Source organism: Archangium gephyra (genome assembly GCF_049060025.1).
In the GTDB taxonomy this organism is placed as follows: Bacteria; Myxococcota; Myxococcia; order Myxococcales; family Myxococcaceae; genus Archangium; species Archangium gephyra_A.
Genome location: NZ_JBMEQQ010000002.1, coordinates 850,596 through 868,300, shown reverse-complemented (window position 1 = coordinate 868,300; position 17,705 = coordinate 850,596). Strand labels below are relative to the sequence as shown.

Sequence of the window (17,705 nt, the reverse complement as noted above, 5' to 3'; positions counted from 1 at the left end):
TTTCGCCCTGCCCTCTGGGAGAGGGCCGGGGTGAGGGTCAGCGGACCCACACCGTGGCCCTCTTGGCGTTTGAGGCGCCCTACCCTGCCCGGGCCGGGACCGCGGGCTCCTCGGAGTACAGGGAGTCGATGAGGGCCTTGTGGCGGGCCTCGATGACGTGGCGGCGCATCTTCATGCTGGCGGTGAGTTCGCCGGTGGAGATGGAGAAGTCCTCGGGGAGCACGGCGAAGCGCTTGATGGTCTCGAAGCGGGCGAGCCGGGGATTGACCTCGCGCTCGATGGCCTCGTGCAGGTGCTGGCGCAGGCGGGGATCGGCGGCGAGGGCGGACATCTCCTCGGGCCAACCATTCTGCCGCGCGAGGGCACGTGCGCGCTCGGGGTCCAGGGTGAGGAGGGCCACGAGGTAGTTGCGGCGCTCGCCGATGACGAGCGCATGGCCCACGGGGGCCACGGCCTTGAGGAGCAGCTCGAGCTGGGCGGGCGAGGTCTTCTTGCCGCCGGAGGTGACGATGAGCTCCTTCTTGCGGCCGGTGATGTGGAGGTAGCCCTCGGAGTCGAGGTGGCCCACGTCGCCCGAGTGCAACCAGCCATCCTGGAGCAGCTCGGCGGTGCCGGCGGGGTCCTTGAAGTAGCCCTGACAGACGCCGCCGCCGCGCACGAGGATCTCCCCGTCGTCGGCGATGAGCACCTCCACGCCCAGCAGAGGACGGCCGAGCGTGCCCAGGCGGGTGGCGTCGGGGGTGTTGAGGGTGGTGGGCCCGCACACCTCGGACTGGCCGTAGACCTCGCGGATGACGATGTCGAGCGAGGCGAAGAACTCGAGCACGTCGCGGCCGATGGGGGCGGCGCCGCTGCAGAAGAAGTGGGTGCGCTCGAAGCCCAGCTTCGCGAGCAGGGCCGGGAAGACGGTGCGGCGGGCGAGCTGGTACTGGCCCTCCAGGGCCAGGGGCACCCGCTCGTGGCGCAGGGCGAGCGCGTTGTGCTGGACGGCCACCCCGCGGGCCCAGCCCACCACGGCCTGGCGGGCGGCGGGCAGCTCGCGGAGGGCCTCCTCGAGGCGGCCCTTGAACTTCTCCCAGACGCGGGGCACGCCGAAGAAGACGGTGGGACGGGAGTCGCGCAGATCCTCCGGCACGGACTCCAGGGAGCGCGCGAAGTAGACCTCCGCGCCGACGAGGATGGGCGCGTGGATGCTGAGCATCTGCTCGGCGATGTGCGCCAGCGGCAGGTACGACAGGAGGGCCTCGTCGTCCTTGGCCATGCGCGTGGCACGCTGGAGCTGCCCGGCCGTCCACACGAGGTTGCGGTGGCTGAGCATGACGCCCTTGGGGTGGCCGCTGGTGCCCGAGGTGTAGATGAGGGTGGCGAGCCCGTCGGGCTGGAGCGCGTTGACGGCGTTCCAGTAGGGCCCCTCATCGGCGCCAGTGCCGCGCGCCAGCACGTCCGCGTAGGTCAGCACGCCCTCGGGCAGCGGGGCCGGCGGAGGATCCAGGACGATGATGTGGCGCAGCCCGGGCACCCGCTCCCGCACGGCGAGTGCGGTGGCCAGGTGCTGCTCGTTCTCCACCACCAGGTGGCGCGCCTCGCAATGGCCGACGAGGTACTCCACCTGCTCCGGGCTGCTGGTGGTGTAGATGCCCACGGGGACACCGCCCAGGGCCATGGAGGCCAGGTCCGCCACCAACCACTCCTCGCGGTTGAAGGACAGGATGGGCAAGGGGCTTCCCCGCTGGAAGCCCAGTGTGAGCAACCCGAGGGCAAAACGCTTCACCCGGACGGCATGGTCGTGCCACGAGGTGGGCACATAGGTGCGTCCCTTGCGCGTCCACAGCGCCGGACGGTGCTGCCGCCGGTTGGCTTGATCATGGAGCGCATGCACCATCGTCCTGGGAGTGTCCATAGGGAATCCGAGGCTACTGAAACCGGGGCGCTACTCGCCACGGGCGTTGACAGGTCACCGGACCCCTATGTATTCCGCGCGACGCACATGACCATCGATCTGACTTGCCAGAAGTGCGAGGGCACCTTCGAGCTGGATGTTCAGGATCTCATTGATGGGACGGAGAAGCTCGCCTGCCCTCATTGCAGTCAGAAGGCTCCCACGAACATCCAGGAGGACTTCGTCGCGGCGCTCACCGAGATGAGGACCCAGGTGGCCGCGCTCGGCAAGCGCTTCGCCGTCTCGATGGCGCTGGAGACCGAGGACCTGGAGGACGAGCTCGACGAGGACGAGGAGTCCGACGAGGACGAGGAGTCCGACGACGAGGAGCTCGACTTCGACGAGGACGAGGACGTCGAGGACGAAGAGGACTACGACGAGGACGAGGACGAGCGCTGACGCTCGGCCGTCTACCCTGTCGGTTCGTTTTTTCCGGAGCGCGGACGGAATGAGGCTGGGGAGCAGGCGGGCACGGATCGGCGCCCTCCCGCCCCCGGCGCACATGCACACGTTTGCAGGGTGAAAACGTCCATCCCTGCCGCTTTCGTCCTCGCCCCGCTGTCCGCTGCGCTGCTCGCCCTGGGAGTGCTGGTCCTCCCCGGCTTTGGCGCCCCACCCGCGCATGCGACCGCGGCGCCCAAGGACAGCGAGGCCTGCGTGCCAAAGCAGGGAGGAAACCCCGCGGCCTGCAAGGAGCTGGTGCGGCTCGAGGTCCGGGACGTCATCCCGCTCGTCGAGGCGCAGACGCACGCGGTGGTGCTCACCACGGAGGACGGGGCCATGGTGCTGCCCATCTTCGTGGACGAGTCGGCTGCGGTGGCGATCGCCTTCCGGCTGGCACACCTGAGGCCGCCGCAGCCGCTCTCGCAGGATCTGCTCGGCTCGGTGGTGACGGAGCTGGGCGGCAAGGTGACCGAGGTGCGCATCGACGACCTGCGCGATGACATCTACACGGGCCGCGTCTTCCTCGAGCAGGGCAAACGCAAGGTGACGCTGGACGCGAGGCCCTCGGACTCCATCGCCATGGCGCTGGATGGCGAGGCGCGCATCATGGTGACGCGCAAGGTGCTGGACGAGGCCGGGATCAGCCGCGACGAAATCGACTCGCTGCGCGAGGGCGGCCCGGGAGTGGGCGGCAGCGGGGACCCGCACATGATGGACGAGCCCATGCCGATGGATCCACACCACGGCCTGCCGCCTCCGGGCCTGGCCCCGAAGCTGGCGCCCGACAAGACGGACGAGATCAGCCTCTAGCGTCCAGGCACACAGCAGCCCGCAAAGGCGAAAGCCCGGCCCCCCCTCCAGGGACGCCGGGCTTTCTCGCAACGTAGGGACGAACCCTGAATAAAGAAGACCGCTTCCGCCGACGCCGTCGCTCTCGCCCGCGTTGGCGCCAAGTATTCCCGAGGACGCAAAGCTGTCAAGGCGGCGCCGGGCGCCTAGGATGTGTGCCCATGCGCAAGGCGAAGATCATCTGCACGCTGGGGCCGTCCTCGGACTCGGCCGAGGTCATCGAGGAACTCATCCGCTCCGGTATGAACGTGGCGCGGCTCAACTTCTCGCACGGGACGCACGACCAGCACCGCCGCCGGGTGAATCTGATCCGCCGGGCCGCGAAGAAGCTGGGAGTGCCGGTGGCCATCCTGCAGGACGTTCAGGGCCCGAAGATCCGCCTGGGCAAGTTCGAGGGGGGCTGCCTGGAGGTGAAGACGGGGCAGACGGTGGTGGTGACGACGCGGGAGGTGCTGGGCCAGGGCAACCTCATCCCCACGCCCATCCGCTCGCTGCCCAAGGACGTGGAGCCGGGGCACCCCATCCTGCTGGACGACGGGCGGGTGCGGCTGCGGGTGAAGAAGGTGCAGGGCAAGGACGTCACGTGCCTGGTGGAGCTGGGCGGGATGCTCAAGGACCACAAGGGCCTGAACCTGCCGGGGGCGCTCGTGTCGGTGCCCACCATCACCGAGAAGGACATGGAGGACCTGGCGTTCGGGCAGGAGGTGGGCGTGGACTACGTGGCGCTCTCCTTCGTGCGCTCGGCGAACGACATCCGGCAGGCGCGCAAGCTGGTGGCGCAGCGGGGCACGCCGCTGATCGCGAAGATCGAGAAGCCGCAGGCGGTGGCGGACCTGGAAGCGATCGCGCGCGAGGCGGACGGCATCATGGTGGCGCGAGGGGACCTGGGCGTGGAGATGCCGCTGGAGAAGCTGCCGGCCATCCAGAAGCGGATGGTGCGGACGGTGAACCGGATGGGCGGACTGGTGATCGTCGCCACGGAGATGCTGGAGAGCATGGTGAACAACGCGAGGCCCACGCGCGCCGAGGTGTCGGACGTGGCCAACGCCATTCTGGATGGGGCGGACGCGGTGATGCTCTCGGGGGAGACGGCGGCGGGCAAGTACCCGGTGGAGGCGGTGGCGACGATGGCGCGGATCGTCGAGGAGATGGAGACGGGGGTGGTGAGGGATGCGACGCACGCGCCCTTCCCGGACGCGAAGGATGACATCTCCACGGGCGTGGCGGCGGCGGCGGTGGCGGCGGCCGAGCAGATGGGGATCGGCACCATCGTGGCGTACACGGAGCGGGGCCTGACGGCGCGGCTCATCTCCGAGTTCCGGCCGAGCGCGCAGATCATCGCGCTGACGCCGAACTCGGACACGGTGAACCGGATGGCGCTCTACTGGGGGGTGAAGGCGCTGCAGGTGGGCCGCCTGCAGTCGACGGACGCGATGCTGCGGCAGGTGCGGCGGCTGTGCAACGAGGAGGGCATCTGCAAGGTGGGGACGCCCGTGGTCATCGTGGCCGGCGTACCGCTCAACGAGCCGGGGCGCACCAACATGATCTCGGTGCACCGCATCTGACTCACGGTCCCGAGTCCCTGTCCCCTACCCTGGCCTCCTACCCCTCTCCCCTCGGGAGAGGGACGGGGTGAGGGTGCCACGGGCCCCGGGTTGAACCCGTGCCCCCTCAGCCGGAGCAGCCGCGGACCACGCCCATGGTCCAGTCGTCCTGGGCCTGGTTGTACTCGTCGCCGCAGTTCGCATCGGAGCCACCACCGCTGGCGCACAGGTTGTGGCTGCAGAGATCATGGTTGAGGCAGTCGAGCGTATAGGAACTGGGAGCCCCCCACCCGCAGGCGGCGCCGCAGCGGCCCATGCAGCCGTAGTCGCCCGCGCCGCAGGAGTTGGTACCCCAGTTGGAGTTGACGGCGACCGACTGCGAGTACACCGTGCCCGCTCTGTTGTCGTAGTAGGCCGTGCGCGTGGTGCCCTTGGTGATGCAGGTGACGCCGTCATTCACGTTGCTCAGCGAGGAGCGCTCGCCCTCGATGGCGGGCAGGCCCAGGCGCATGCGCTTGGACGGGTGGACATAGCCCTCGGGGGCCTCCGACCAGTACTCGGCCTGCACCGCCACGAGCTGCTCATGGGGTGCGAAGGGGCCCTGCATCAGGTAGGCGCCCAGCGTGCGGGCGAAGCCGGCCAGCACCTCGCGCTCCGCCGCCGCGAGCACCGCCCCGTGTCCATCGCTGTGCAGGATGCCCTGGGCGAAGTCCGCCTCGAAGTCGAAGCGCTTGCCATTGAGGGCGACGAAGAGCCGGGTTGCCTCGGGCGAGAGCGCCTCCGACCGGAAGTCCACCCGCGTGCCGTCCTTCGCGAAGGCGCCGCTCAGCGTGCTGGCACCGCGCTCCAGCGCGAGCCCCTCGCCCGCGAACTCCACCGCCGGCGCGGCCTCCCCGGGCAGGGGCTCCACGCCACAGCCCACGACCAGGAGCACCGCCGAAACCGCGCCCATCAAGCGCTGGAAACCCATGAAGGTCGTTGTCATACGCGACCTCCTAACAAATTCCGGCACGCCTGAATACCTGGAATCCGATTTCAACTGACATTTCCCGGAAATCCGGGACGTCACGAGCGTGGCACGAGGGGTGGGCTCGCGGCCAGGGACGGAGCACCTCCCGGCCGCGGCGTGTGCCGACGGGTCCTCTGGCTCAGCTCGCCGAGGCGAGCCAGGGCGTGGTCTGCGAGAAGTCGTAGATGCGCTCGATGGCGATCTGCTTGTAGCGCTCGACCTTCACGGCGCGCCGGGCGCACTCCCAGACGAGCTCCGTGGGAGGACGATCCGGCTCCTTCTTCTTGCGGCGCTTCACCTCGGCCTTGATGGGCTTCACGGCGACGCGAGGGTGGAAGCAGAAGGCGGAGGAGAACAGCAGGTGCCCGGCGAAGGGGATGAGCCGGGCCTCCAGCACGTCGCCCGTCTCGAGGCCCGCCACGTGGCGGCGCTCGGTGACGTCGAAGTCCTTGCCGGAGAAGAGCTGCACGCAGCCGCACGAGGCCCTTGCCCAGCTTGCGCACCTCGAAGAGGCCGTGGACGGTCTCCGTGAAGCAGCGGAAGGCGTTGGCCTCCTCGGGCGAGGCGCCCTGCATCCGGAGCTGGTACAGCTCCGCGGCCGGGGTCAGCTTGGAGATGGGCGAGACCCGATCGAACAGGTAGTAGTCCAGGAAGGACGCCATCCGCAGCTCGAAGATCTTGTCGTCCTCGAAGACCTCGCCGGTGAGGCGGAGGTACTCCGCCTTGGCATCCAGCAGGTCGGGCTTGCGTGACTCCTGGCTCCCAAAGGCGATGAGCTGGTCGAGATAGGGCTGATACGTCAGCGGCGAAAGGGGGGAGTCCATGGGGCTGCGAGATCCTACTCTCCGGCCATGAGCTTCGCGAAACGCGAGAAGAGGTACCGGGCGTCATGGGGCCCGGGAGAAGCTTCCGGATGGTACTGAACGCTGAAGGCGCGGGCGTCGGGGATGCTCAGGCCTTCCACGGTACCGTCGTTGAGGTTGATGTGGCTCACCACCGCCTTGCCCTTCACGCTCGCATCATCCACCGCGAAGCCGTGGTTCTGCGAGGTGATCTCCACCTTGCCGGTGATCAGGTCCTTGACTGGCTGGTTGGCGCCCCGGTGACCGAACTTCATCTTGTACGTCCGGCCGCCCAGGGCGAGCGCCATGATCTGGTGTCCCAGGCAGATGCCGAACACAGGCACCTTGCCGAGCAGCCCGGCCACCACCTTGTCGGCGCCCACCACGGCGGCGGGGTCTCCCGGGCCGTTGGCGAGGAAGATGCCATGGGGCTTCTCGGCGAGCACGGCCTCGGCGGAGGTGCCGGCGGGCACCACCTTCACGCGGCAGCCCACGTCCACGAGGAAGTGGAGCATGGAGCGCTTGAGGCCGTAGTCATAGGCCACCACGTCGAAGCGCAACTCGGGGGCGGGGCGCGGGGCCTCGCCCAGCAGGTTCGGGGTGGGCTCCGTGAAGAGGTAGGACGCCTGGGTGGACACGCCGGTGGCCAGGTCCAACCCCTCCATGCCGCGAGCCGTCCGGGCCCGCTCCACGAGGGCGGATGCCGAGTGGTCCTCGGTGGAGATGACGCCCATCTGCGCGCCGTGCGTGCGCACGTGGCGCACCAGGCGCCGGGTGTCGATGCCCTCGATACCGACGATGCCGTGGCGCTTGAGGTAGACGTCGAGCGTCTCCTGGGCGCGCCAGTTGGAGTGCTGGTCGGAGGCGTTGCGCACCACCATGCCCACGGCGTGGGGCTTCACGGACTCCTGGTCGCCGGGGTTGGCGCCCACGTTGCCCATCTCGGGGTACGCCATGGTGACGATCTGCCCGACGTAGGAAGGGTCCGTGAGGATCTCCTGGTAGCCGGTCATCGACGTGTTGAACACCACCTCACCGACCGTCTCGCCGGAGGCGCCGAGCGCGCGACCCTCGAAGGTGGTGCCATCCGCCAATGCCAGCACTGCCCGCTTCATCACCTGGACTCCTTGATCTGACCGTCCTCGAAGACGAGCCGCCCGGACACCCACGTCTGGGCGACCCGGCCCGTCAAACGCCGGCCATGGAAGGGGGTGTTCCGGCTGCGGGAGAAGAACCGCGCCGAGTCCACCGTCCACTCCGTATCCGGCTCCACCACCGTGATGTCCGCCGGGGCACCGGCGGCCAGATGACCGCCCGGCAGCCCGAATGCCCTCGCGGGCCCGTCCGTCAGCAGGGCCACCGCCTTGGAGAGGCTCATAACGCCCTCGCGCACCAGGGACAGGGTGAGGCCCAGGGCCGTCTCCAGGCCCACCACGCCATTCCACGCCTTGTCGAACTCCACCTGCTTCTCCAGCACGCCGTGGGGCGCGTGGTCGGTGGCGATGGCGTCGATGGTGCCGTCGACGAGCCCCTCGCGCACGGCCTCGATGTCGCGGCGGGTGCGCAGGGGCGGATTCATGCGGGCGTGGGTGTCGTAGGCGCCCACGGCCTCGTCATCGAGGATGAAGTGGTGCGGGGTGGCCTCGGCGGTGACGTTGAGGCCGCGGCGCTTCGCCTCGCGGATGAGGCGCACGCTGCCCTCGCAGGAGACATGGGCGACGTGCAGCCGCCCCTTCGTCTCCTCCAGGAGCACCATGTCGCGCGCCACCATGGCCACCTCGGCGGAAGGCGGGATGCCGATGAGGCCCAGGCGCGTGGAGGCGCGGCCCTCGTTCATCACGCCCTTGCCCGAGAGCGTCAGGTCCTCTTCGTGCACCATGACGGGGAGGTTGAAGAGCTGGGCGTACTGGAGGGCGCGGCGCATGAGGCCGGCGTTCATCACCGGGCGGCCGTCGTCGGTGATGCAGACGCAGCCGGCGCCAACGAGCGCCCCCATCTCCGCCATCTCCTCGCCCTGGAGGCCCTTGGTGATGGCGCCCGCCAGGTACACGTGGCACAGCCGCGCCTCGCGGGCCTTGGCCTTCACGTACTCGGTGACGAGCACGCTGTCGTTGACGGGCTTGGTGTTGGGCATGGCCACCACCGCGGTGAAGCCACCGGCCACCGCCGCCATGCATCCGGTGAGGACCGTCTCCTTGCCCTCCTCGCCCGGCTCGCGCAGGTGCACGTGCAGGTCGATGAAGCCCGGCAGCACCAGCTTGCCCGTGGCGTCCACCACCCGTGCGTCCTGCACCTGCAAGGGGGCCTCGGACACCTCGACGATGGTGCCGTCCCGCACCAGCACGTCGCGCACCCCGTCCACGCCGTTGCGCGGATCCACCACCCGCCCGCGGCTCAAGAGAATCGTCGAGCTCACCGGCACACCTCCTCGAGGATGGCGCGGCGCACGGCCACGCCATGCGCCACCTGCTCCAGGATGACACTGCGTTGCCCATCGGCCACGGAGGGGGCGATCTCCACCCCCCGGTTCATCGGGCCGGGGTGCAGCACGAGCGCCTCCGGCTTGAGCCGCTCGGCGCGGGCGGCGTTGAGCCCGTACATGCGGGAGAACTCACGCGTCGAGGGGAAGAAGTTCTCGCCCTGCCGCTCCGACTGCACGCGCAGGCACATGACGGCGTCGGCGCGGGGCAGCACGGCGTCCAGGTTCGTGGCGACCTCGGCGCCGAAGGACTCCAGGCCGGGCGGCAGCAACGTGGGCGGGCCGCAGAGCACCACCTTGGCGCCCAGCGTGGTGAGGCAGTGCAGGTTGGAGCGGGCCACGCGGCTGTGGAGGATGTCTCCGACGATGAGCACCGTGCGGCCGTCCAGGCTGCCCCAGCGGCGGCGCAGGGTGAAGGCGTCCAGCAGCGCCTGCGAGGGGTGCTCGTGGGTGCCATCCCCGGCGTTGATGACGGCGCAGCGCACGTGGCGCGCCACCAGGTGGGGGGCTCCCGAGGAGCGGTGCCGGATGATGAGCGCCACCGGGCCCGTGGCCTCGATGTTGCGCACGGTGTCCAGCAGCGTCTCGCCCTTGGAAACGGAGGAGCCCGCCGTCGTCCAGTTGAGCACCTCGGCGCCGAGCGCGTGGGCCGCCATCTCGAAGGAGGTGCGGGTGCGCGTGGAGTCCTCGAAGAAGAGGTTGGCGATCACCCTGCCCCGCAGCACATGCGAGACATCCGGCCCACCGTGCAGGTGGGCCTCGGCCCGGCCGAGCAGCGCCTCGATGTCCGCGCGCCGCAGGCCCTCGATTCCCAACAGGTGTCTCATACGTGCCCCTGGGTGCTACGTCCCGGGAATGCCTTCCTTCACGACGCGGAAGCGCAGGGTGTGCACGTTCTTCGTCGGCTTGAGCCGCACCCGCCGCTCGTAATCCACCTGGATGCGGACCTTCCCCGAGACCTCGCTGCGCTCGATGGTGATCTGCTCGGGAGTCAGCCCGAGCCCGGGCACGAGGATGTCGCGGTCGAACCGATCCCGCTCCCAGTGGTTGCCCATCTCGCTGGTGCGCTCGATGATCAGTTTGCGCAGCGCGTCGTCGTCCGTCGTCTGGGCGGACCGGTTGAAGGCCACCGCGACGGCTTCCTTCACGTCGAAGTTGTCCACGTAGAAGGGCACGAACATCACGCCCGCATAGATGCCCCCCGCGACGAGGGTGAGGAGCACCAGGCCGCCAAAGCTGATCTTCCCAGAGGGATGACGCATGGGGCCCCCGCGTAGCAGCGGCACGCGCGGGGCGTCAAGCATCGCGGGAGGGTTTCAACGCACCGGCTCGAAAAGCCGGTCGGTGCGCAGGCCGGTGCCCTCGAAGAAGTTGCTGAACCAGCCGCCGTACCCGAGCGCCATCCAGACGACCATGGCCTTGCCCTTGATGTGGCCGTACGGGACGAACTCCACGCCGCGGCCGGCGCCCAGGCCGTAGCGGCTGTCCAGGCTGTTCTCCCGGTTGTCGCCCATGACGAAGACCTGGCCCTGGGGAACGATGTAGGGCCCCTCGTGCTCCACGCGGGCCACGCTGCCCGGCTGCAGCACCGAGTGCACCTTGCCGTCTATGTTCTCGTGGTACAGCCGCAGGTGCTCCGGGTACCAGGGGGTGTTCTCGTGCTTGTTGTAGACGACCTGGTCCTCGTTCACCAACGTGCGCGGCTGGGGCACGCCGTTGATGTGGACCTCGCCGCCGATGAGCTCCACCTTGTCCCCGGGGATGCCCACCACGCGCTTGATGAAGTCCAGCTCCGGCTGCACCGGGTTGTTGAAGACGATGACGTCTCCCCGCGCCGGCGCGCGGACGATCTGGAAGGGCACGTAGTTCGTCCAGGGCAGCCGCACCCCGTAGATGAACTTGTTGATGAAGACCTGATCGCCGATCTCCAGCGTGGGCAGCATGGAGCCGGAGGGGATGCGGTACGGCTCGATGATGAAGACGCGGATGATGACCGCGATGGCCAGCGCCTTGGCGAAGCCCGAGAAGAAGTCCCAGAGGTCCTGCTTGCGGAAGACGCCCAGGAGCTGGGTGGCCAGCGTGTCGAGCGTCTTCGTCTCCTTCTCCAACCGCTCCGCGTCCCCGGCCAGCGAGGCGGCCTCCACCTGCATGGCCTGCTCGGCCAGCCGCGTGGACGCCTCGGCGGAGATCTTCCCCGGCACGCGCTTGTGGATGCGCTCGATCTCCCCGATGAGCTCACGCGCCTCGTGCCGCAGGTGGCGCAGACGGCTCTGCTTGGGCAGCGCGAACCGCAGCACGAGCAGCCCGCCGAAGTAGAGCAGCATCAGCCCCGCCAGGCCCTGCAGCAGCGGCTGGGCCCAGTCGGCGGAGGGGGGCACGAACTCGATGAGGATGATGTAGGGGATGAGCGCCAGCCCGAGGATGACCAGGGGCGCCCACAGGCTGGTGAGCAGCTCGCGCCACAGCAGCGCGCGGCTGGCCTTGATCTGCTCCGGCGTCCGGCGGGAGGCCATGGTGGCCTCGAGCCCCGCGGTGGCTTGGGTCGTCGCGCTGGTGGTGGACATGCCCTATTCCTCCGTCTTCAACACCGCGAGGAAGGCCTCCTGCGGGATCTCCACCGAGCCCACCTGCTTCATGCGCTTCTTGCCCTCCTTCTGCTTCTCGAGGAGCTTGCGCTTGCGGCTGATGTCGCCGCCGTAGCACTTGGCGAGCACGTTCTTGCGGATGGCGGAGATCGTCTCGCGCGAGATGATCTTCGCGCCGATGGCACCCTGGATGGCCACCTCGTACATCTGCTTCGGGATGACCTCCTTGAGCTTCTGGCACACCTCGCGGCCGCGCTGGTAGGCGCGCTCCTTGTGGACGATGACGCTGAGCGCGTCCACGGGGTCTCCGTTGATGAGGATGTCCAGACGCACCAGGTCCGCCTCCACGTAGCCGGCCAGCTCGTAGTCGAGGCTGGCGTAGCCGCGCGTGACGCTCTTGAGCTTGTCGAAGAAGTCGAAGACGACCTCGGCCAGGGGCATCTCGTACGTCACCTGCACGCGCGTGCCGCTGGAGCCCAGGTACTTCATGTCCTTCTGCACGCCGCGCCGGTCCTGGCACAGCTTGAGCACCGCGCCCAGGTAGTCGTTGGGCACGTGGATGTGGCAGGTGAGGACGGGCTCCTCGAACTTGGCGATCTTCTGCACCGGCGGCAGCTTGGCCGGGTTGTCCACGTGCAGCACCTCGCCCTGCGAGTCGGTGATCCGGTAGACCACCGAGGGCGCCGTGGTGATGAGCGACAGGTTGTACTCGCGCTCCAGGCGCTCCTGGACGATCTCCATGTGCAGCAGGCCCAGGTAGCCGCAGCGGAAACCGAAGCCGAGCGCCGTGGAGGACTCGGGCTCGTAGGTGAAGGCCGCGTCGTTGAGCTTGAGCTTGGCGAGCGCGTCGCGCAGGCCCTCGTACTGCTCGGAGTCCACCGGGAAGATGCCGGAGAACACCATGGGCTTCACTTCCTTGAAGCCCGGGAAGGGCGCGTCCGTGGGACGCAGCTCCTCCGTCACGGTGTCACCCACCTTGGCGTCCTGGAGCTCCTTCACGTTGGCCACCAGCACGCCCACCTCGCCGGCCATGAGCTGCTGCACCGGGCGGGAGAACGGGCTGAAGACGCCCAGCTCCTGCACCTCGAAGGCCTTGTTGTTGCTCCACAGCTTGATCTTCTGCTTGAGCTTGAGCGTGCCCTCGAGCACGCGCACCAGCGTCACCACGCCGCGGTAGTTGTCGTACCAGCTATCGAAGATGAGGGCCCGGAGCGGCGCGGCCGGATCACCCGCGGGCGGCGGCACGTTCTTCACCACCGCCTCGAGGATGTCCTTGATGCCGATGCCTTCCTTGGCGGAGGCCGGCACGGCGTTGGAGCCGTCGATGCCGATCACGTCCTCGATCTCCTGGCGCGTGCGATCCACGTCGGCGCTCGGCAGATCGATCTTGTTGATGACCGGGATGATCTCCAGGTTGTGATCCAGGGCCATGTAGACGTTGGCGAGCGTCTGGGCCTCGACGCCCTGGGTGGCGTCCACGACCAGGAGGGCGCCCTCGCACGCGGCGAGCGAGCGGCTCACCTCGTAGGCGAAGTCCACGTGTCCCGGGGTGTCGATGAGGTTGAGCACGTACTTCTGCCCGTCGTTGGCGGTGTAGTTCATCCGCACGGACTGGGCCTTGATGGTGATTCCGCGCTCGCGCTCCAGCTCCATGTTGTCGAGGAACTGGTCCTGCGCCTCGCGCTTGGTCACCGTTCCGGTGGCACCGAGCAGGCGATCGGCCAGGGTGGACTTCCCGTGGTCGATGTGGGCGATGATCGAGAAATTGCGGATGTGAGCGTTGTCGGCCGGCATGGTAGGGGGGCCTCGGGGGTACTACCGAAGCCGGCTTGAGTAACACCGAAGCCCCCCGAAATCCATGCATCCGAACGTCCGGCGAGCAAGCGTATTCCCACCGGACGTGTCACCCACCCCGGAGGGGGGCCAGCCGGCTAACGGGCGGCGTGCTCCCGGAAGAACGACACCGTGCGGCGAAGGCCCTCGGGCAGCGCCACCGTGGGCTGCCAGCCGAGCACCCGGCGCGCCAGCGCGTTGTCCACGCAGGAGCGCATCTGCTCGCCCGGCCTGCCGGGAGCGCGGATGGCCGGCTTGTCCACCCCCGCCGATTGGGCCAGCAGGGTGTAGAGCTGGTTGATGTCCGTCTCCACGCCGGTGCCGATGTTCACCGGGCCCACCACGTCCTTCTCCACGGCCAGCAGGTTGGCGCGCGCCACGTCCTCCACGTAGACGAAGTCCCGCGTCTGCTTGCCCTCGCCGAAGATGGTGCAGTCCTTCCCGCCGAGCAGGCGCTGGCAGAAGATGGACACCACGCCGGCCTCGCCGTGCGGGTTCTGCCGCGGGCCGTACACGTTGGCGTACCGCAGGGCCACGTAGTTCATCCCGTACTGGGCCTTGTAGTAGCCGAGGTACAGCTCACCCGAGGCCTTGGAGACGCCGTAGGGCGACACCGGCCGCGTCGCATGGGACTCGGGCGCGGGGAAGACGTCCTGCTCGCCGTAGATGGCCCCGCCGGTCGAGCTGAACACCACCTTCTGGACACCCGCCTGGCGCGAGGCCTCCAGCAGGTTGAGGAAGCCGAGGATGTTGGCCTCCGCGTCGAAGCGGGGATCCTCCACGCTGCGGCGCACGTCCATCTGGGCGGCCAGGTGCAGCATCACCTGGGGGCGCTCGGCGCGGATGAGCTGCGCGGCCTCGGGGGCCCGGATGTCGATCACCTCCAGGCGGACCCGGGGATCCAGGTTCTCCTTCTTGCCACTCGACAGGTTGTCGAGGGCGATGACCTCATGCCCCGCGCGCACGAAGGCGTCGCACACGTGCGAGCCAATGAACCCCGCCCCACCAGTCACCAGGACTTTCAACGTGCCGCTCCCGCCACTCTCAGGTGGCTACCAGATGAGAAAGTTTGGCGCGAAAGTTAGGGGGTGGGTCCCCTTCCGGCAACCGATCGGAACCACGCGATCGTCTCCCGCAAACCCTCCTCCAGGGGTACCCTCGGCTCCCACCCGAGCACCTGCCGGGCCCGGGTGATGTCCGGGCGGCGCTGCTTGGGGTCGTCCTTGGGCAGTGGCTTGTGGACGATCCGCCCTCCCCCGCCGGCCGCGGCGCGCACCGCCTCGGCGAACTCGAGCATGGTCATCTCGCGGGGATTTCCGATGTTGACGGGCTCGGGGGTGTCCGAGAGGGCCAGCCGCACCAGGCCGTCCACCAGGTCGCGCACGTAACAGAAGGAGCGCGTCTGGGTGCCGTCCCCGAAGACGGTGAAGTCCTCGCCGCGCAGGGCCTGGCCCACGAAGGCGGGCACCACGCGCCCGTCGTTGAGGCGCATGCGCGGCCCGTAGGTGTTGAAGATGCGGACGATGCGCGTCTGCACGCCGTACGAGCGTGCGTACACCATGGTGAGCGCCTCGGCGTAGCGCTTGGCCTCGTCGTAGCAGGCGCGCGGGCCAATGGGGTTCACGTTGCCCCAGTAGTCCTCGCGCTGCGGGTGCACGTGAGGGTCTCCGTATACCTCCGAGGTGGAGGCCTGGAGGAAGACGGCGCCCTTGGCCTGGGCCAGCTTGAGCCCGTGCTCCGTGCCCAGCGAGCCCACCCGCATCGTCTCCAGCGGCAGCTTCGCGTAGTCGATGGGCGAGGCCGGCGAGGCCATGTTGAAGACGTAGTGCACCGGCCCGTCCACCGAGAGCCCCTCGGTGATGTCCTGGCGCACCACCTCGAAGCCCGCGCGGCCCCGCAGGTGCGCCACGTTCCGCTCGTCGCCGGTGATGTAGTTGTCCACCGAGACGACTCCGGCGGCCCCATCGTCCAGCAGCCGCTCGCACAGGTGCGAGCCCACGAAGCCCGCGCCTCCGAGCACCACCACCCGCTGCCCCTTCATGCTCTTGCTCATGGTCATGACCCGGCGCTCAGCTCAGCTCGTCGAACGAGGCCTGTCCCGGTAACTGCGCTTTGTACTTTTCCAGCACGAGATCGATCCCCTGCCGGATGTACTCGGCCACGGGAACCTTGGTCTTCTGGTTCAGCGCCTTGAGCAAGTCGTTCTGCTCCGGCGTGATGTAGATGGTGGTGCTGATCTTCTTTCGGGCCATGGCGATATGTGAAAATATATGGACTTACATGTCCCTTGAAGCGCTGTTTTCGAGCCCTGTCCTCCAGCCCTCGAAGCGCCGGTGGGTGCTGGGACTCGTACTGGTAGGCCTCTGTGGGTGCGCGTCCGACAAGTCGGCGCAGAAGCCGGAGGCGGCCCAGGCGCAGGAGCAGGTGGCGCCGGAGCCGATCCGCCCGTCGCGAGCCGCCCACGAGAAGGTGACGGAGAAGGACACCGACGGGGACAAGAAGCCGGACGTGTGGGTGTACGCGGTGGAGGAGCGAGGGGCGGACGGGGAGCCCCGGCAGCGCAAGGTCCGCAAGGAGATGGACATCAACTGGGACGGCCGGGTGGACATCACCACGTACTACGACGCCCGCGAGGAGCGGGAGCGCGAGACGATGGACCTGGACTTCGACGGGAAGGTGGACTCCGTCTTCTTCTACGAGAAGGGCATCAACGTCCGGCGGGAGCGCGACCTGAACGGGGACGGCAAGCCGGACGAGTGGGTGTTCTACGAGAAGGGCACGCTGGCCCGGAAGGAGCGGGACTCCAACGGGGACGGCCGCGTGGACTACTGGCAGTACTGGGAGAACAACCAGATCGATCGCATCGGCGAGGATCTGGATGGCGACGGCACCGTGGACAAGTGGAGCCGCGGCACCCCCGCCGAGTGATTGACCGGGCGGCGCACCGGACGGCTTAGAGGCCGGCGGTGGCGCGGTAGACGACGCCCTCGCCCTCGAGCGAGTAGGCCCCATCCGCCGCGCTCACGAACACCGAGGCCCCCCGGGGCAGCACGAGGGACTCGCCCCCGGCGGACAGGCGGGCGGAACCCTCGGTGCACAGGAGGATCTCCGGCCCGCGGCGCACCGGCCGGGCGGACACCCCGGGGCGGAGCTGGAAGCGCGAGAGGCGGAACTCCTCGGTGGGCGTGGGGTAGACGGACTCCACGCCGTCCGTGGTAGCCGCCGGGACCAGGCCGATGGGGCCACAGCGGAAGTCCAGCACGCGCAGCAGCTCCGGGACATCCACGTGCTTGGGCGTGCACCCACCCCGCAGCACGTTGTCCGAGTTGGCCATGATCTCCACGCCCACGCCGCTCAGGTACGCGTGGAGGTTGCCCGCGGACAGGTAGATGGCCTCGCCCGGCTGGAGCCGCACGAGGTTGAGCATCAGCGCGCCGATGACGCCGGGATCACCCGGGTAGAGGCTCACCGAGCCGCACGGCCCACCGCAGCTCCCCGGCGAAGCGGCCGCCCTGCCCTGCCCGCGCGCCACAGGCGGAGACCACCGCGTCCACCAGGGGCTTGCGCGACTCGCGAGGGAGCGTCATCAGCGCCTCGAACATGCGCGCGACGCCCTGGGCATCGGGCGACGCACGCAGCGGGGCGAGCAGCGGCTCGAGGGCGCCCAGGCCGAGTGCAGCGAAGAGCGCGAGCGTCTCGTCCGCGCCGCGGAAGCCACAGAGCGCATCGAACGGCGTCAGCGCGCAGATGCAGCTCGGGCTTGTGGTTGGCGTCCTTGTAGTTGCGGTGCGGGGCACCCGGGGGCACGCCGAGCGCGTTCTCACGCGCGTACCCCTCGCGGGCCTGGGCGAGACTCGGGTGGGTCTGCAGGGAGAGCGGAGTCTCCGCCGCGAGCACCTTGAGGAGGAACGGCAGCTCGGCTCCGAACCGGCGCGTCACCTGCTCCCCGAGCTCCCGCGCTGGCGCGGCCCGGATGGCCTCCAGCAGCGTCACCCCACCCGTCGGCCGGTTCACGCGCGAGGGGGCACCCGGGTGGGCCCCCATCCACAGTTCCGCCTGGCAGGAGGCGGCGGGCGAGGGTTGCCCGAGCAGCTCGGCGATGGCGGTCCGAGAGCCCCAGGCGTACGGCTGGATGACGTTGTCGAGGAGGTCCATTCAGCGGCGCCCATAGCACTCCGGAC

At 69.1% G+C, this 17,705-nt stretch carries 17 protein-coding genes and 1 pseudogene; 4 read left to right on the top strand and 14 right to left on the bottom strand.

Annotation, left to right across the window (positions count from 1 at the left end; translation table 11 throughout):
* Positions 1-79: 79 nt before the first annotated feature.
* Positions 80-1,882 carry an AMP-dependent synthetase/ligase gene (locus tag ACN28I_RS03970; RefSeq protein WP_420940825.1) on the bottom strand — a complete coding sequence of 601 codons (1,803 nt, stop codon included), beginning with the start codon at positions 1,880-1,882 and terminating at the stop codon, positions 80-82.
* Between the two features lie 105 nt (positions 1,883-1,987).
* Between ACN28I_RS03970 and ACN28I_RS03965 the strand changes: the two genes are divergently transcribed.
* The 3 genes from ACN28I_RS03965 (at position 1,988) to pyk (ending at position 4,797) form a co-directional block, all read left to right on the top strand.
* Positions 1,988-2,338 carry a hypothetical protein gene (locus ACN28I_RS03965; RefSeq protein WP_375773452.1) on the top strand — a complete coding sequence of 117 codons (351 nt, stop codon included), beginning with the start codon at positions 1,988-1,990 and terminating at the stop codon, positions 2,336-2,338.
* A gap of 120 nt (positions 2,339-2,458) precedes the next feature.
* Positions 2,459-3,193 (top strand): bifunctional nuclease family protein, encoded by a 735-nt coding sequence (locus tag ACN28I_RS03960; protein WP_420940824.1) that lies wholly within the window; start codon positions 2,459-2,461, stop codon positions 3,191-3,193.
* Positions 3,194-3,393: 200 nt separating this feature from the next.
* Positions 3,394-4,797, top strand: coding sequence for a pyruvate kinase (gene pyk, locus ACN28I_RS03955; RefSeq protein WP_420940823.1), 1,404 nt, complete (start codon positions 3,394-3,396; stop codon positions 4,795-4,797).
* Between the two features lie 106 nt (positions 4,798-4,903).
* Here pyk and ACN28I_RS03950 read toward each other — a convergent pair whose 3' ends face one another.
* The 11 genes and pseudogenes from ACN28I_RS03950 to ACN28I_RS03900 all read right to left on the bottom strand — a co-directional run bounded on the left by ACN28I_RS03950 (position 4,904) and on the right by ACN28I_RS03900 (position 15,776).
* On the bottom strand, positions 4,904-5,761 hold the full coding sequence (locus tag ACN28I_RS03950; RefSeq protein WP_420940822.1) for a hypothetical protein: 858 nt from the start codon (positions 5,759-5,761) through the stop codon (positions 4,904-4,906).
* 163 nt (positions 5,762-5,924) lie between these two features.
* Positions 5,925-6,609: pseudogene (locus tag ACN28I_RS03945) on the bottom strand (hypothetical protein).
* A 14-nt stretch (positions 6,610-6,623) separates the two neighbouring features.
* Positions 6,624-7,742 (bottom strand): glutamine-hydrolyzing carbamoyl-phosphate synthase small subunit, encoded by a 1,119-nt coding sequence (gene carA, locus ACN28I_RS03940; protein WP_420940821.1) that lies wholly within the window; start codon positions 7,740-7,742, stop codon positions 6,624-6,626.
* Positions 7,742-9,043, bottom strand: coding sequence for a dihydroorotase (locus ACN28I_RS03935; RefSeq protein ID WP_420940820.1), 1,302 nt, complete (start codon positions 9,041-9,043; stop codon positions 7,742-7,744). Before ACN28I_RS03935 ends, carA begins: the two co-directional genes overlap by 1 nt.
* Positions 9,040-9,933, bottom strand: coding sequence for an aspartate carbamoyltransferase catalytic subunit (locus ACN28I_RS03930; RefSeq protein WP_420940819.1), 894 nt, complete (start codon positions 9,931-9,933; stop codon positions 9,040-9,042). The genes ACN28I_RS03935 and ACN28I_RS03930 overlap by 4 nt, the downstream gene beginning before the upstream one ends.
* Positions 9,934-9,948: 15 nt before the next feature.
* Complete coding sequence (locus ACN28I_RS03925; RefSeq protein ID WP_420940818.1) at positions 9,949-10,368, bottom strand: hypothetical protein; 420 nt, start codon at positions 10,366-10,368, stop codon at positions 9,949-9,951.
* 54 nt (positions 10,369-10,422) lie between these two features.
* The gene (lepB, locus tag ACN28I_RS03920; RefSeq protein ID WP_420940817.1) at positions 10,423-11,670 is read right to left on the bottom strand and encodes a signal peptidase I; all 1,248 of its coding nucleotides are present in this window, start codon (positions 11,668-11,670) and stop codon (positions 10,423-10,425) included.
* Positions 11,671-11,673: 3 nt separating this feature from the next.
* Positions 11,674-13,485, bottom strand: coding sequence for a translation elongation factor 4 (gene lepA, locus ACN28I_RS03915; protein ID WP_420940816.1), 1,812 nt, complete (start codon positions 13,483-13,485; stop codon positions 11,674-11,676).
* 137 nt (positions 13,486-13,622) lie between these two features.
* Positions 13,623-14,549, bottom strand: a complete 927-nt coding sequence (locus ACN28I_RS03910) for an NAD-dependent epimerase/dehydratase family protein (protein WP_420940815.1) — start codon at positions 14,547-14,549, stop codon at positions 13,623-13,625.
* 56 nt (positions 14,550-14,605) lie between these two features.
* A complete protein-coding gene (locus ACN28I_RS03905; protein ID WP_420948559.1) occupies positions 14,606-15,565 on the bottom strand; it encodes a UDP-glucuronic acid decarboxylase family protein in 960 nt (319 codons plus the stop codon).
* 28 nt (positions 15,566-15,593) lie between these two features.
* Positions 15,594-15,776, bottom strand: coding sequence for a ribbon-helix-helix domain-containing protein (locus tag ACN28I_RS03900; RefSeq protein ID WP_043408044.1), 183 nt, complete (start codon positions 15,774-15,776; stop codon positions 15,594-15,596).
* Between the two features lie 28 nt (positions 15,777-15,804).
* Between ACN28I_RS03900 and ACN28I_RS03895 the strand changes: the two genes are divergently transcribed.
* Positions 15,805-16,452 (top strand): hypothetical protein, encoded by a 648-nt coding sequence (locus ACN28I_RS03895; protein WP_420940814.1) that lies wholly within the window; start codon positions 15,805-15,807, stop codon positions 16,450-16,452.
* 25 nt (positions 16,453-16,477) lie between these two features.
* Here the strand turns inward: ACN28I_RS03895 and ACN28I_RS03890 are convergent, their stop codons facing one another.
* Complete coding sequence (locus tag ACN28I_RS03890) at positions 16,478-16,993, bottom strand: hypothetical protein (protein ID WP_420940813.1); 516 nt, start codon at positions 16,991-16,993, stop codon at positions 16,478-16,480.
* The gene (locus tag ACN28I_RS03885) at positions 16,990-17,679 is read right to left on the bottom strand and encodes a type I phosphomannose isomerase catalytic subunit (RefSeq protein ID WP_420940812.1); all 690 of its coding nucleotides are present in this window, start codon (positions 17,677-17,679) and stop codon (positions 16,990-16,992) included. The genes ACN28I_RS03890 and ACN28I_RS03885 overlap by 4 nt, the downstream gene beginning before the upstream one ends.
* Between the last annotated feature and the right edge of the window lie 26 nt (positions 17,680-17,705).

Bases quoted from the DNA above. Each gene is read 5' to 3' on its own strand.
- ACN28I_RS03970 (WP_420940825.1), bottom strand. From the start codon at position 1,882: ATGGTGCATGCGCTCCATGATCAAGCCAACCGGCGGCAGCACCGTCCG.
- ACN28I_RS03965 (WP_375773452.1), top strand. From the start codon at position 1,988: ATGACCATCGATCTGACTTGCCAGAAGTGCGAGGGCACCTTCGAGCTG.
- pyk (WP_420940823.1), top strand. From the start codon at position 3,394: ATGCGCAAGGCGAAGATCATCTGCACGCTGGGGCCGTCCTCGGACTCG.
- ACN28I_RS03950 (WP_420940822.1), bottom strand. From the start codon at position 5,761: ATGACAACGACCTTCATGGGTTTCCAGCGCTTGATGGGCGCGGTTTCG.
- carA (WP_420940821.1), bottom strand. From the start codon at position 7,742: ATGAAGCGGGCAGTGCTGGCATTGGCGGATGGCACCACCTTCGAGGGT.
- ACN28I_RS03930 (WP_420940819.1), bottom strand. From the start codon at position 9,933: ATGAGACACCTGTTGGGAATCGAGGGCCTGCGGCGCGCGGACATCGAG.
- ACN28I_RS03925 (WP_420940818.1), bottom strand. From the start codon at position 10,368: ATGCGTCATCCCTCTGGGAAGATCAGCTTTGGCGGCCTGGTGCTCCTC.
- lepB (WP_420940817.1), bottom strand. From the start codon at position 11,670: ATGTCCACCACCAGCGCGACGACCCAAGCCACCGCGGGGCTCGAGGCC.
- lepA (WP_420940816.1), bottom strand. From the start codon at position 13,485: ATGCCGGCCGACAACGCTCACATCCGCAATTTCTCGATCATCGCCCAC.
- ACN28I_RS03905 (WP_420948559.1), bottom strand. From the start codon at position 15,565: ATGAAGGGGCAGCGGGTGGTGGTGCTCGGAGGCGCGGGCTTCGTGGGC.
- ACN28I_RS03900 (WP_043408044.1), bottom strand. From the start codon at position 15,776: ATGGCCCGAAAGAAGATCAGCACCACCATCTACATCACGCCGGAGCAG.
- ACN28I_RS03895 (WP_420940814.1), top strand. From the start codon at position 15,805: ATGTCCCTTGAAGCGCTGTTTTCGAGCCCTGTCCTCCAGCCCTCGAAG.
- ACN28I_RS03885 (WP_420940812.1), bottom strand. From the start codon at position 17,679: ATGGACCTCCTCGACAACGTCATCCAGCCGTACGCCTGGGGCTCTCGG.